This window comes from Streptomyces sp. JH14, from assembly GCF_029428675.1.
Taxonomy (GTDB): domain Bacteria; phylum Actinomycetota; class Actinomycetes; order Streptomycetales; family Streptomycetaceae; genus Streptomyces.
This window is the reverse complement of the sequence record NZ_JAJNEL010000001.1, coordinates 5356420-5370270: the sequence shown is the minus strand read 5'-3', so window position 1 is coordinate 5370270 and position 13851 is coordinate 5356420. Positions and strand designations below refer to the sequence as shown.

General features: G+C 69.8%; 9 protein-coding genes. 2 read left to right on the top strand and 7 right to left on the bottom strand.

All coding sequences use genetic code 11. The features are described 5' to 3' along the window. Window positions 1-38: 38 nt before the first annotated feature. From LRD69_RS24355 to LRD69_RS24330, 6 genes are all read right to left on the bottom strand, one after another. Window positions 39-1985: an acyl-CoA dehydrogenase family protein gene (locus LRD69_RS24355; protein ID WP_277328667.1), complete on the bottom strand. Its 1947-nt coding sequence runs from the start codon at window positions 1983-1985 to the stop codon at window positions 39-41. 375 nt (window positions 1986-2360) lie between these two features. Then, window positions 2361-2771, bottom strand: coding sequence for a VOC family protein (locus LRD69_RS24350; protein ID WP_277328666.1), 411 nt, complete (start codon window positions 2769-2771; stop codon window positions 2361-2363). A 10-nt stretch (window positions 2772-2781) separates the two neighbouring features. Beyond that, entirely contained in the window at window positions 2782-3222 is a 441-nt protein-coding gene (locus LRD69_RS24345) for a helix-turn-helix transcriptional regulator (RefSeq protein WP_277328665.1), read from the bottom strand. Window positions 3223-3489: 267 nt separating this feature from the next. Next, window positions 3490-5871, bottom strand: coding sequence for an excinuclease ABC subunit UvrA (locus LRD69_RS24340; protein ID WP_277328664.1), 2382 nt, complete (start codon window positions 5869-5871; stop codon window positions 3490-3492). Window positions 5872-6256: 385 nt separating this feature from the next. After that, a complete protein-coding gene (locus LRD69_RS24335) occupies window positions 6257-10078 on the bottom strand; it encodes a S8 family serine peptidase (protein ID WP_277328663.1) in 3822 nt (1273 codons plus the stop codon). A gap of 956 nt (window positions 10079-11034) precedes the next feature. Then, complete coding sequence (locus LRD69_RS24330) at window positions 11035-12009, bottom strand: serine hydrolase domain-containing protein (protein WP_277328662.1); 975 nt, start codon at window positions 12007-12009, stop codon at window positions 11035-11037. 76 nt (window positions 12010-12085) lie between these two features. Between LRD69_RS24330 and LRD69_RS24325 the strand changes: the two genes are divergently transcribed. Both LRD69_RS24325 and LRD69_RS24320 read left to right on the top strand, forming a co-directional pair. Further along, complete coding sequence (locus tag LRD69_RS24325; protein ID WP_277328661.1) at window positions 12086-12223, top strand: hypothetical protein; 138 nt, start codon at window positions 12086-12088, stop codon at window positions 12221-12223. A gap of 251 nt (window positions 12224-12474) precedes the next feature. Next, the gene (locus LRD69_RS24320; protein WP_277328660.1) at window positions 12475-13503 is read left to right on the top strand and encodes a PP2C family protein-serine/threonine phosphatase; all 1029 of its coding nucleotides are present in this window, start codon (window positions 12475-12477) and stop codon (window positions 13501-13503) included. Between the two features lie 174 nt (window positions 13504-13677). Here the strand turns inward: LRD69_RS24320 and LRD69_RS24315 are convergent, their stop codons facing one another. Further along, entirely contained in the window at window positions 13678-13851 is a 174-nt protein-coding gene (locus LRD69_RS24315) for a hypothetical protein (RefSeq protein WP_277328659.1), read from the bottom strand.

Genomic DNA, 13851 nt, shown 5'->3' with positions numbered 1-13851 from the left:
CCGGTGGTGCGACGGTCGGTGACCCGGTGGGTCACCGGTCAGCGGATGGTTCGGTGAACGTTCCCCCTGGCGGCCGGACCGGGGCTGGCGTCGGCGATCCAGGGGCCCTCGCCGCTCGGGTCGACGACACCCTCCTCGAGCCAGGTGTACGAACCGGCCAGGACGGCGTCGACCACACGGCGGTCGAGGTCGTCCGTGTTGGACCAGAGCCGGGTGAAGAGTTCTTCGGTCCGGACCCGGGACTGATGGCAGAAGGCGTCGGCGAGCTGGTAGGCCTCCCGGCCGTGCTCACCGGTACTGCGCAGATGTTCCGCCCGGACGCAGGCGGCGCTCATCGCGAAGAGTTCCGCTCCGATGTCGACGATCCTGCCGAGGAAACCCTGCTTGGTCTCCATGCGGCCCTGCCAGCGCGACATCGCGTAGAACGTGGAGCGGGCCAGTTTGCGCGAGGAGCGTTCGACGAACCGCAGGTGGGCGGAGAGATCCGGATGACCGGACTGATGGAACTCACTGTAGGTTCGCGGGAGTTGACCTGGTCCGGTGACCAGTTGGGGCAGCCAGCGGGCGTAGAAGCCGGCCGCGTTCGCTCCCGCCTTCGCTTTGGCGGAGAGCGGCTTCTCGGGGTCGATCAGGTCGCCCGCGACCTTCAGATGGGCGTCGACGGCCTCGCGGGCGATCAGCAGATGCATGATCTCCGTCGAGCCCTCGAAGATGCGGTTGATCCGCAGGTCACGGAGGAGTTGCTCGGCGGGGACGGCCCGCTCGCCCCGGGCGGCCAGGGAGGCCGCGGTCTCGAAGCCGCGGCCGCCGCGGATCTGGACCAGTTCGTCGGCCATCAGACAGCCCATCTCGGAGCCGTACAGCTTGGCCAGCGCTGCTTCGATCCGGATGTCGTTGCGATCCTCGTCCGCCATCTGGGAGGCGAGATCGACCACGGCTTCCAGCGCGAAGGTGGTTGCGGCGATGAAGGAGATCTTCGAGCCGACGGCTTCGTGCCGGGCGACCGGCCTGCCCCACTGCTCGCGGACGGACGACCATTCGCGGGCGATCTTCAGGCACCACTTCCCGGCGCCGACACACATGGCGGGCAGGGACAGCCGTCCGGTGTTGAGCGTCGTGAGGGCGATCTTGAGGCCGGCGCCCTCGGGGCCGATGCGGTTCGCGGCCGGCACCCGGACCCGGTGGAAGCGGGTCACGCCGTTCTCGATCCCGCGCAGCCCCATGAAGGCGTTGCGGTTCTCCACGGTGATGCCCGGGGCGTCCGCCTCGACGACGAACGCGGTGATGCCGCCCTTGTGGCCGTCCGACTTCGGGACCCGGGCCATCACGACCAGTAGGTCGGCGACGACGCCATTGGTCGTCCACAGCTTCACACCGTCGAGGATGTAGTCGGAACCGTCCGGGACGGCGGAGGTGGCGAGCCGGGCCGGGTCGGAGCCGACATCCGGTTCGGTGAGAAGGAAGGCCGAGATGTCGGTACGGGCGAGCCGGGGCAGGAACGTGTCCTTCTGCTCCTGGCTGCCGAACAGCTTCAGCGGCTGGGGAACGCCGATGGACTGGTGCGCCGAGAGCAGCGCCCCGATCGCCGGGTTGGCGGAACCGACCAGGGAGAGAGCCCTGTTGTAATAGACCTGGGTCAGCCCCAGGCCGCCGTACTTCGGGTCGATCTTCATCCCGAGGGCGCCGAGTTCCTTGAGGCCGTTGATGACCTCGTCGGGGATCTGCGCCTCACGTTCGATCAGGGCGCCGTCGATCTTGGTCTCGCAGAAGTCGCGCAGCCGGGCGAGAAACGCCTCGCCGCGCCGGACGTCGTCCACGGCGGGCATCGGGTGCGGATGGATCAGATCCAGCCGGAAGCGGCCAAGGAACAGTTCCTTGGCGAAGCTGGGCTTGCGCCAGTCCTGCTCACGTGCGGCTTCGGCCACTTGACGCGCTTCGCGCTCGGTGACTTTGGGCGTGTTCTTGGGAGCGGATGGTGCGGACATGAGGAGCTCACCTCGCCGCGTTGTCGGGTGGTCGGACACGGCCGGTTCGCGCGGAGCGCGCCGCATGCGCGCCTGCCGAGCCATACCAACCGGTGCTACTCGTCCGTATGTACCCGATTCCTGCCGCCCTCACCAGCCCTCGGACGCCGATCGGGTCGTGCGCCACTCCAGCGGCACGTTCAGCTGGCGCATCGCGGCCGGGCCGGTTCGAGGCGAAGCGGGAACAGCCGAAGCGCCTGCCTGCAGGGCACGTTGCCCTTCGACGGACGGCCCGGCGGACCCGGCTTCCCCCGGCGGGCGGTTCCACCGGCCGGGCACAGCGAGGCCTCTTCGATCTGCTGCGCCCGGGCGGCGGGAGCCGAAGGCCGGCGGCGGCTACGCGGCCGGCGCCTGCGAGATCCGCACCATGTTGCCGGACGGGTCGCGGAACGCGCAGTCGCGCGGACCCCAGGGCTGGTCGATGGGCTCCTGCAGCACCTCTGCGCCGGCCGCCCGCACCTTCTCGAAGGCCGTATCGAGATCGTCGGTGCGGAAGACGATGTTCGGCAGGACGCCCTTGGTGAGCAGTTCCTGCAGCGCGTCGCCGTCGGCCTTGGACCGGCCGGCGTGAGGTTCCGAGAGCACGATCTCGAGGTCCGGCTGGGTCGGGCTGCCGAGGGTGACCCAGCGGAATCCGCCGGAAGCGACGTCGTTGCGTACCTCGAGGCCGAGCGCGTCGCGGTAGAAGGCGAGCGACTCGTCCGGATCGTTGACGGTGATGTGGCAGTACTGGAGTGCGATGGTCATGCGGACCACGCTAGGCGGCGGCCTTGCGGTCCGCTTCTTCGATCCTGCTCGGCATGTGTCTGGTCGGCCGGGTGTGCATCTTCGCCACACACGCGGGCATCGCCGCGACTGCGGTGTGCTCCCGCAGGCGGTAGGCGCTCGGCGTCTCCCCCAGGAGCTCGGTGAATCGGGAGCTGAACGACCCGAGCGACGTACAGCCGACCGCCATGCACGCGTCGGTCACGCTCATACCCGCGCGCAGCAGAGCCATCGCCCGCTCGATCCGACGGGTCATGAGATAGCTGTACGGTGTCTCGCCATAGGCCGCCCGGAACTGCCGCGAGAAGTGCGCCGGCGACATGAGGGCGTGGCGGGCGATCGTCGGCACGTCGAGCGGACGCGCGTACTCCCGGTCGATCAAATCCCGCGCCCGGCGCAGGTGCCCGAGGTTGGCGAGGTCTTGCGGGGTCATGGGACGAGGCTACCAGCGTTCCGTTCGGAAGCTCCTGACCTGCGACGATGCGACATGGTACGGATCCCCCGGCCCGGCACGGCTGCGAGCACCCGGACGCCGTCATCGCCGAATCCGGCGGCTGCCCGCGCAGGGCGCTCGGCCGGGAAACCCCGGCCGAGCGCCCGTTCGAGCCACCGGCACCTGCCGCATGGTCAGCCGTGTGGGCACGACCCGTTGAGATCGGCGATGAGAAACCTCGTCCCACGGTGTCCGCGAGGACCTCGGTCAGGTGCCGACATATGTCGCGAGGTGTTCACCGGTCAGGGTGGAGCGGGCGGCGACGAGGTCGGCCGGTGTGCCCTCGAAGACGATCCGGCCTCCGTCGTGGCCGGCGCCGGGGCCGAGGTCGATGATCCAGTCGGCGTGCGCCATGACCGCCTGGTGGTGCTCGACGACGATGACCGACTTGCCGGAGTCGACGAGCCGGTCGAGCAGGCCGAGCAGGTGCTCGACGTCGGCGAGATGCAGGCCGGCGGTCGGCTCGTCGAGGACGTAGACGCCGCCCTTCTCGGCCATGTGCGTGGCCAGCTTGAGCCGTTGCCGCTCGCCGCCGGACAACGTGGTGAGCGGCTGCCCGAGGCTGAGGTAGCCGAGCCCGACATCGGCGAGCCGCTGCAGGATCCGGTGGGCCGCCGGCGTGCGCGCCTCGCCGGCGCCGAAGAACTCCTCGGCCTCGGCCACCGGCATCGCGAGCACCTCGCTGATGTCGCGGCCGCCGAAGTGGTACTCGAGCACCGATGCGTCGAACCGCTTCCCCTCGCAGTCCTCGCAGGTGGTGGCGACACCGGCCATCATCGCCAGGTCGGTGTAGATGACTCCGGCGCCGTTGCAGGTGGGGCAGGCGCCCTCGGAGTTGGCGCTGAACAGCGCCGGCTTCACACCGTTGGCCTTGGCGAACGCCTTGCGGATCGGGTCGAGCAGCCCGGTGTACGTCGCCGGGTTGCTCCGCCTGGAGCCGCGGATCGCGCCCTGGTCGACCGACACCACTCCCTCGCCCGCGGGGATCGACCCGTGCACGAGCGAGCTCTTGCCGGAGCCGGCGACACCGGTGACGACGGCGAGCACCCCGAGCGGGATGTCGACGTCGACGCCCTGCAGGTTGTGTGCCGTCGCGCCGCGGATCTCCAGCGTGCCGGTGGGCGTGCGCACCTTCTCCTTGACGGCGGCCCGGTCGTCGAAGTGGCGTCCGGTGAGGGTGCCGCCGGCCCGCAGCCCCTCGACCGTGCCCTCGAAGCAGACCGTGCCGCCCGCCGTCCCGGCGCCGGGGCCGAGATCGACGATGTGGTCGGCGATCGCGATGACCTCCGGCTTGTGCTCCACGACGAGCACCGTGTTGCCCTTGTCCCGCAGCCGCAGCAGCAGGCCGTTCATCCTCTGGATGTCATGCGGGTGCAGGCCCGTGGTGGGCTCGTCGAAGACATAGGTGACGTCGGTGAGCGAGGAGCCGAGGTGGCGGATCATCTTGACGCGCTGCGCCTCGCCGCCGGACAGCGTGCCCGACGGCCTCTCGAGCGAGAGGTAGCCGAGGCCGATCTCCGCGAACGAGTCGAGGGTGTGCTGCAGCTTCCCGAGCAGTGGCGCCACCGACGGTTCGTCGAGGCCGCGGACCCATGCGGCCAGGTCGCTGATCTGCATCGCGCACGCGTCGGCGATGCTGACTCCCTCGATCTTCGACGACCGGGCCGCCTCGCTGAGCCGGGTGCCGTCGCAGTCGGGGCAGGTGGTGAACACCACCGCCCGCTCCACGAAGGCGCGGACGTGCGGCTGCAGCGCGTCGATGTCCTTGGACAGCATCGACTTCTGCATCTTCGGGATCAGACCCTCGTACGTCAGGTTGATGCCCTCGACCTTGATCTTGGTCGGCTCCTTGTGGAGCAGGTCGTGCAGTTCCTTCTTGGTGTACTTACGGATCGGCTTGTCCGGGTCGAAGAAGCCGCAGCCGCTGAAGATGCGGCCGTACCAGCCGTCCATGCTGTAGCCGGGGATCGTGAGCGCACCCTCGTTGAGCGACTTGCTGTCGTCGTACAGCTGGGACAGGTCGATGTCCGAGACTGTGCCCCGGCCCTCGCAGCGCGGGCACATGCCGCCGGTGCGGCTGAAGCTCGCCTTCACCGCCTTCCTGGCACCGCGCTCGACGGTGATCGCACCGCTCGCCCGGACCGAGGCGACGTTGAAGGCGAACGCGCTGGGCGGGCCGACGTGCGGCTGCCCGAGCCGGCTGAAGAGGATGCGCAGCATCGCGTTGGCGTCGGTGGCGGTGCCGACCGTGGAGCGGGCGTCGCCGCCCATCCGCTGCTGGTCGACGGTGATCACGGTCGTCAGCCCGTCGAGGACGTCGACCTCGGGACGCGCCAGCGTGGGCATGAAGCCCTGCACGAAGGCGCTGTAGGTCTCGTTGATCAGCCGCTGCGACTCCGCGGCGATCGTGTTGAACACCAGCGAGCTCTTGCCCGAGCCGGAGATTCCGGTGAACACCGTCAGCCGGCGCTTCGGGATCTCGATGCTGACGTCCTTGAGGTTGTTCTCGCGCGCGCCGTGCACGCGGATCAGATCGTGGCTGTCGGCAGCGTGCAGCGCGGGCGACTGCGTGTCCGTCCTCTTGGCCATGTTCGTGTCTCCATCTGTTGCGCGGGGCCGCGTCTGCGCGGCCTCCGTCGGCACCGCCTGGCTCGATCCAATCAGGTTCGCGCGGTCGGTCCGGCCCCCTGCCGAGACGTCGGACCGATCAGCGGTCGTCGTGCATCAGTTCGTCACCCCGGGCGAGGAGTATCCGTCCTCGGGGAACCGGCTGTCGTCCGTCACCCACACCCGCGGACGCACCACCGCCACCGCCCGGCGGGCCGGCCCGGTAGCGACTGTGTCCGGGTCGAGGACGTCGTGCCCATGAAGATGCGGCACCGGTCACCGACAACGGCGGGTGCCGGGGGCATCCCCCTGCACCCGCCGCGGCGGTCCGGTCGGCGCCTCCGCGGGAACCCGCGGAGGCGCTCGCTCACATGCCGAGCCGGTAGGCCCGCTCCACGGTCTGCCGGACCGTGTTGCCCGCCTTGTCGGAGGCCGTGACCCGCAGGGTCACGTACGCGCCCTGCCGCTGGTCGCCCGGCCGCTCGATGGTGGCGGCGAACCTGTTGTGGCCACGGTCCTTGACACCGACCCGGCCCGTCCAGGTCCTGCCGTCGTCGAAGGACGCCTCGACCTTGAGCTCGACCCCGGTGGGGGCGGCGAGCCCGTCCTGGTTCCTGACGGTCAGGGCGAGGTCGTGCCGCTTCCCGCCGTCGACCGTGTTCCCCAGGTCGGCCGCGACCCCGTAGTCGACCTGGAGGAGCGGCAGCAGGGTCTCCTTCGCCGCGGTGTCGGAGCGGAAGGTCCAGGACGTGGAGGTCCTCGTACCGGTCTGCCAGAACTCGGTCCGGCGCTCGGTGGTCAGGTCCAGTCGGTAGTCGGCCGATCCGGCGGGGACGGGGAAGTCCCCCCAGGCGCCCGCGGCCTCGCGCACCTTCTTGCCGTCGCGGTAGAGGACGGCCGTCACGGCGTCACCCTGGGGGTAGGACGGATCGTCCATCGTCCCGGGCGCTCCGACCCTCCCGATGCCTCCGCCGTTGGAGGGGTCCTGCTTGCGGGCCCAGTGGCCGGCCGCGTCGGTGTACTCCGGGATCGCCACGCTGAACAGGTCACCGGAGCGGACGGCCGGACGGCTCCAGCCGCGCGGGATCGACGGCCGCGCCACGGCCTTGTACCACTCCTCCGAGGCCTTCTCACCGGTCCTGAAGGTGCGGGGGGTGTCCCGCAGACCCGACTGCAGCGCACCGCTGTAGAACAGGTCGGGGCCGGCCATGAAGTCGACGTAGTGCATGAACTGCGTGTCCCCGGAGGTGACGTACTCCGTGCGGGTCTTGCCCGTCGGCGCCCAGCGCGAGGTCTCCCAGGCGACCTGCGCGTAGGGACGCCAGCTGAACCGCTGCTCGCTCGTCCAGTGCAGTGTGCCGTTGTCCGCGTAGGAGGCCTTCACCTGCGCGGTGTTGCGGTCCGTGACGGTGTACGTCACGTTCTGCGGGATCTGCTGCTGCCAGTTCGCCGCGATGTCGTACAGGTACGGGCTCTCGACCGTCCCGGAGACGTCGACGACGGCCTTGTGCTCCTTCATGTACTGCAGCAGCTTGGCGCCGTCGTCCCCGGTCATCCGGATGACGGGCACGGCGGAGCGCGTGTCCATCGGCTTCCAGCTGGTGTAGGCGAGGAATCCCTGGGGCAGGACGATCACGACGCCCTTCGCGCCCGCCTTCGCGGCCGTCTCCGCCAGGTCGTATCCGTCCATCGCGTAGTCGTCGCGGATCACCGCGAGCTTGCCCCGTACGGTGGCGGGCCGCAGGTCCGGCTTGTCCCTCGTCCCGGCGTCCACCGCGACGATCCGCTCACCGTCGGGGTCGAACGGCGTGGACTGCTTGGCGTAGAACGACTCGAGGCCGAGGTCCGCGCCGCGGACCTCGGTGATGAGGTCGGGAGCCGTCATCTCCCAGCGGGAGTTGAACTCGAACTCGCCCTCGGTGACCTTGGACGTGGGGTTCACCCACAGGTCGACGTCCCCGCCGCCGTCCTCGTAGTAGATGCCCATGGTCTGCTCGACGCCGTCGATCTTCCGGTACATCTGGTATGTCAGGTTGTTGCGGCGCTCGGCGGGCTTGGGCGTGCGCAGCTGCACCGGCTTGGCCTTGCGCGCGTCCAGGGTGACGGTGGTGTCCTTGGTGACCTTCACCTCGGGATTGATGACCTGGATCACCCGGACGCCGTCGCCGCCGTCCTCCACCAGCGTGCCGCCGATCAGGTAGGTGCCCTCCTCGACCGCGGCGACCCCGGAGTCGGTGAACTGGACCTCCGTGTCCCCTCCGAAGACGTCCAGCAGGGCCCACGCCGCGGGCTCCCCGTCGGGTCCGTGGGACTCGACGGTGAGCTTGTGCATCGGAGCGCGCACCCACAGGCTGAGCGTGGTGTGCACCGAGACGCCGCCGGTGGACGTGGCGGTGACGTAGCCGTAGTAGGAGCCGCGGCCCGCCTTCGCCGGGTCGACGCCGACCGGCACCTCGACGGTCGCTCCGGGGGCGATGCGGACGGTGTCCGAACCCAGCGTCAGCGCCTGCGCGGGGAGTTCCTTGCCGCCCTTGGCCGTCAGCGTCGCACTCAGGCTCAGCGAGACCTCGTCGCCGGAGTTGTTGGTGTAGCGGACCACCCCTGCCCGCTGCACGGGCGATGCGTCCCGGTCGAACGGGCCCAGGATGATCGTGCCGGTGGCGGTGACGGGGGAGGTGAAAGCCGCCTTGACGTCGACGCGGCCGCCGCCCTGCTCGGTCGGCACCTGGCCGGACACCGTGTGCGACGTGCTGATCAGCGCGTCCTTGAGCTGCTCACCCGTCCAGTCGGGGTGCTGCCCGGCGATCAGGGCCACCGCACCGGCCACGTGGGGCGTGGCCATGGAGGTACCGCTTGCCGCGATGTACTGGTCGTCGACCGGGACGCCCATGGTCGTACCCGCGGCGCGGGCGGCGACGATCCCGACACCCGGAGCGGTGATGTCCGGCTTGGCCGCCTTGTCGCCGAAGCGCGGGCCACGGCTGGAGAAGGAGGCCAGCGAGTCGTCGCGGTCGACGGCGCCGACGGTGAGGGCGGCGTCGGCCGCGCCGGGCGAGCCGACCGTCATCTCACCGAGCTCGCCGGTGTTGCCGGCGGCGACGACGAAGAGCGCGCCGCTGCTGCGGGAGATCTCGTTCACCGCCTGGCTCATGGGGTCGGTGCCGTCGGTCTGCATGTCCGCGCCGAGGCTCATGTTGACGACCCTGGCGCCCTGCGCCGCGGCCCACTCCATGCCCGCGATGACCTGGGACTCGCTGCCAGAGCCGTTGTCCCCGAGCACCTTGCCGATCAGCAGGTCGGCGCTGGGCGCGACGCCCTTGCGCAGGCCCGCGGAGGCGGCGCCGCTACCGGCGGCGGTGGCGGCGACATGCGTACCGTGGCCGAAGTGGTCCTGGGTCGAGCCGCTGTCGCTGAAGTCCTTCGCCTCGCTGACGCGGCCCGCGAGGTCCGGGTGCGTCTGGTCGGCGCCGGTGTCGAGGACCGCGACCTTGACGCCCTCGCCGTGGAGGCCTGCCTCCCATGCGGCGGGCGCGTTGATCTGCGCGGTGCTGCGGTCCAGCGTGGGACGCACCTTGTGGTCCAGCCAGATCTTCGGGGTCGCCGCGGCCATGCCTGCGACGGACGCGCCCGTCGCAGGCGCGAGCTGCTTCCAGAAGGCGGCCAGATCCTGGTCGGCCACGCGCAGCGCCTGAGCGTCGATGCTCGGCAGTCGCCGCGGCTCGGCGGAGCCGTCGTGGAAGTCGGCGAGCGTGTCCGCCCGCTCGACCGCCGCACGCGCCGAGCCCTTGGGTGCGGACACGATCAGGGGCAGGGCGTCGGCGTGCGCCTCGTCGTACCCCTGGGCGATGAGGCCCGCGGCGTCGAAGAGGCCCGCGTCCAACCGCCCTGTGCGGACCAGCGCCGCCGCGTCGGAGGGCAGGACCGTCAGGGCACCGTCCTTTTCGGTGATCTGGAAGAAGACCTTCTCGCGACCCGGTGCGCGCTGCACCGAAGCCGTCTTCTTACCGTTCGGCGCGTCGCTGACCGTGACCCGGTCACCGGTGATCAACCGCACGGTTCTCGTCCGGTCGTGCGGTGCCGGCGTGCGTGCCTCGGCCCCCTGCTGGGGCTGGGCGGTGACGGGCGTGATCGCACCGGTCGCCATCATCGCCGACATCGATATCACCGCCCAGAGGCGGATCCGTCTCATGGGTGAATACAGCCTTTCTGTCATTTCCCGGCTTCTGTATCTTTTGTGAGTGAGCGTCAGTCCGTCACGGAGCCGCCGCGTCCCACCTGGAACATGTGGGACGCGGCGACCGAGGCAGAGGACAAGCCGGAGCAGAGGATCGCTGCCGCGCTCGGCCTCGGATGACGGTGCCGCGGGTTCGCACCGAGATCGATCGGCATGGCAGACCTGTACGACCGAGCTTCGCCGATGTCTCCGGATCTCCCGGACTACGCGGAACGCGTGCCGATGACAGCCGTCCCCACCACGACCGGAACCGTTTCGGAAACTGACATCGATTCAGTTGATATCGACGCCACCAGGTCGTTGGCCGTCATGAGCAGAAACCCTCCGTACACCCGTGATTCGCAGCCTGCACGCGATCATCCGCTGCGCAATCCGGCATGTCACCGCCTGCGGGGTGACGCAAACGGGCCATGTCCAAACTGCGACACGCGCCGTGGACCTGCTGGGACTTGGGCATGGTGACGACGCAGGAGCGGCCCAGCGATCGATACGGGAGCGCAGCTCGTCCGCCGCCGTCGGGTCGAGACAGCCCATGCCCTTCACTCGGCCATGGGGCCGGTGCTGCCGACCCGGGGACCTCTGCCGGGTGGGAGGTGCCGGGGGACGGGAGGACCTGCTCGGCCCAGATGGTCTTCCCTCGGGCGGTGCAGTGGGTGCCCCAGCGGACGTCGAGACGCTCACCCGTCGGCCAGGCGAGCTGGAGCAGCAGACCTTCGACCTCCGCAGGGTGCAGACCGAGCGGGATGAGGACCTCGCAGCGGCGCGGTCCTCCAACCGCACGCTGATGGCCCGGGTCAGCCGCCGACCGCGACGCCCGGACCTCACCGACGACGTCTCAGGCGTACGTCTCGGGCGTCTCGGGCGTCTCAGGCGTCTCAGGCGTCTCGGGCGTCTCGGGCGTCTCAGGCGTCTCAGGCGGCGAAGTCGTCGACCGCCTTGGCGACATCGTCCCCGGTCAGGGGTTGCTGCATGTCGCTGAGCAGTCGCGCCAAGGCGGGCAGGGCGCTCTCCTGATTGGCGAGGGCCACGCTCACGTAGTCCCGGTCCGGGATGAGGACCAAGGCCGCCCGGTAGCCGGGCAGCCGTCCGTTGAGATACATCTGGCCCGACGGCCCCAGGGCCCATCCGAGCCCGTACGCCATGGGGTCGCCGGACCGGGTGCGCGGACGGCGGATCTCGTCCAGGAGGGCGCGGTCGGCGAGCAGGCCCTCGCATGCGGTCAGGAGATCCGACACCGACGACCACAGGCCCCCGCTGGGCCGGCGGGTGCGTGGGTAGGTGAGCGGCGGGAGTTCGGTCGTGGCGTTCCATCCGGTGACGGACGCCGCCGGGGTCTCGAAACCCGTCCGTGCGAGGCCCCAGGGGGCGAGGAGGTTTCCCTTCAACGCGCTCTCGTACGTCGTGCCGCTCAGGGCTGCAAGAACCGAGCCGGCCAGGAAGTAGTTGCCGTTGTAATAGGACCACTGCCGGCCGGGGTCCCGCTCGTTGCCGGCGCGGACCACGAGCCGGGCGGCTTCCAGGAGCCCGTCGTCCCCGTCGCCCAGAGCCGTCACCGTCGCCGCATCCACCGATTCGCGCAGACCGGACACCTGCCCAAGAATCTGCTCGACGGTGAGGCTCTCGTCGGCCCGCCAGTCCGGCGCAAGGCCGGGGAGCAGGTCGACGACAGGTGTGCCCAACGGGACGCCGTTGTCCCGCAGCGTGCGGACCAACGCCGCGGAGGTGAAGACCTTCGTCAGCGACGCGACACGGAAACACGATTCCGCCGTCACCGCGACCGGACCGTGGGTGGCCGTCGTACGTACACCCGCGGCCGACGAACCTGCCGCAACAGCCGGGACATCGCGAAGACTCGCCTGGTCTTCCATCAGCTCCTGAAGATTCACAGTCCGCATGCTATTGACGGCGTTCCGGACGGTCGAACTCGGTGGCACAGGCCAGACCTCCAGAGCGTTGCGGTCGATGAGTGTCTGCTGCGCCTCGATCCGTGATGCCGGTCCGGTTCGGTACGCGATCTCCGCCGTTCTCGGCTGCAACGAACTGGACCCACGCATGTACCACCACGTCGGCGACGCGCTCGGCCTCGCTCCCGAGCAGTGACAGCTGCGGCACCTCGCCGCGTTGCCGGAAGCCCCGAATACGCCCAGTAGGAGGACGCCCCTCCGCCTTGCGATGCACCACGTCTGAGGCCGCGCGCTGATCCACCGGGGATGACGGGAGAGCCCTTAGCCTGAGCTGGCCAGGAGCCCAGTCAAGGTCGGGAGCAACACGTGGCAAGGCTGGGAGTATGGAAGTGGGTGGGAAACCGGAGCCGTCTGCTGCCCGCCGTCCTGCTTCTCTTCGCCGTGTCGATGGACCTCGCCACACCGCGCACCGTCAGCGCTGCGGCCCTCTACGCGGCTGCGATCCTGGCGGCCGCCGCCCTGCTGTCCCTGCGCGGCACCATCATCACCGGCGTGAGTGCGTTCCTCCTCGACTGGGCCATGTTCCGGCATTTCGGCTATCGCCGGAATCCGGTCGAGTTCAGCGAGCTGGCCATGGTTGCGACAGTGACCGCGATCGCGGCCTTCCTCAATCGCCTCCTGTACCACCGAAAAATGCAGCTGCAGTCCGTACGCGATATCGCCGCCGCTGCTCAGCGTGCCGTTCTGCCGGACCCGCCGGAGAGCATCGGCCCGCTGCGCTTCGCCGCACACTACGAGGCTGCTCAGACGGATGCGCAGATCGGCGGGGACCTCTACGCGGTGGTCGACACTCCATTCGGTGTGCGCTGCGTGATCGGCGATGTGCGTGGCAAGGGGATGGGAGCAGTCAGGGCGGTCGCGGTCTGCGTCGGAACCTTTCGAGAGGCGGCCCTGCAGGAGCCCAGCCTGACCGGCCTGGTGGAACGGCTGGAGCGGGCCGTCACCCTCGATGCTCGGCAGGCAGGGAGCCTGTTCGAGATCGAAGGGTTCATCACAGGTGTGTTCGTGGAATTCCCGCAGCGAGGAAACGAATTCCGGTTGGTCAACCGCGGGCACCCGGCGCCTCTGTTGTTCCTGGGAGACACAGTGCAGTACGTCGAGCCCGGTCGGCCGGGTTTGCCTCTGGGCCTGGCTGCGCTCGGTGCCGGCCCCGAGTGCGTCGACACGGTGGCGTTCCCCGAAGGGGCCAGTCTGCTGCTCTACACCGATGGACTCACCGAAGCGCGGGACGACACGGGCACCTTCTACGACCCCGTCGGCAGGTTCACGGGACATCGCTGTCCCGGCCCGGACGCCCTTGTTGACGCCCTGCTTGCCGACGTGCACATGCATACCGGTGGCCGGAGAACCGACGACATGGCGCTGCTGGCCGTCACCCGTACACCCGACAACGCACGGCCGACGAGCGCCCGCTAGCGATGTGGATCGAGCGCGGGCCCGACGAACGGGCACCGGATGCCTGCGTGGAACTCGTGCGGGACCGTTGACCTCGCGATGGGGCCGGATATGCAACAGCCGCCACGTGAAACACGAGTAGCCGCCGTTGCACCGTGGTTCGGTGCAACGGCGGCCGCGTCGGCAGGGCTGTTACTACAGCTCCCGCTCGATCTGGCTCTCGCTGATCTTGTCTTCGCGCATGGTCGCCTCGTTCTGGACGGCGTAGCGAGCCTGCGCCCCGCTGCCTTCGGCACTGCGGATCTCACCGCGCTGAATCTCGTCCTGCTGGTCGCGGTACTCCACGTGCTGTCCCTTGCGGTAGGGCAT

Bases quoted from the DNA above. Each gene is read 5' to 3' on its own strand.
- LRD69_RS24320 (WP_277328660.1), top strand. From the start codon at position 12,475: ATGGACCTCGCCACACCGCGCACCGTCAGCGCTGCGGCCCTCTACGCG.
- LRD69_RS24335 (WP_277328663.1), bottom strand. From the start codon at position 10,078: ATGAGACGGATCCGCCTCTGGGCGGTGATATCGATGTCGGCGATGATG.
- LRD69_RS24315 (WP_277328659.1), bottom strand. From the start codon at position 13,851: ATGCCCTACCGCAAGGGACAGCACGTGGAGTACCGCGACCAGCAGGAC.
- LRD69_RS24350 (WP_277328666.1), bottom strand. From the start codon at position 2,771: ATGACCATCGCACTCCAGTACTGCCACATCACCGTCAACGATCCGGAC.
- LRD69_RS24345 (WP_277328665.1), bottom strand. From the start codon at position 3,222: ATGACCCCGCAAGACCTCGCCAACCTCGGGCACCTGCGCCGGGCGCGG.
- LRD69_RS24325 (WP_277328661.1), top strand. From the start codon at position 12,086: ATGAGTGTCTGCTGCGCCTCGATCCGTGATGCCGGTCCGGTTCGGTAC.
- LRD69_RS24355 (WP_277328667.1), bottom strand. From the start codon at position 1,985: ATGTCCGCACCATCCGCTCCCAAGAACACGCCCAAAGTCACCGAGCGC.
- LRD69_RS24340 (WP_277328664.1), bottom strand. From the start codon at position 5,871: ATGGCCAAGAGGACGGACACGCAGTCGCCCGCGCTGCACGCTGCCGAC.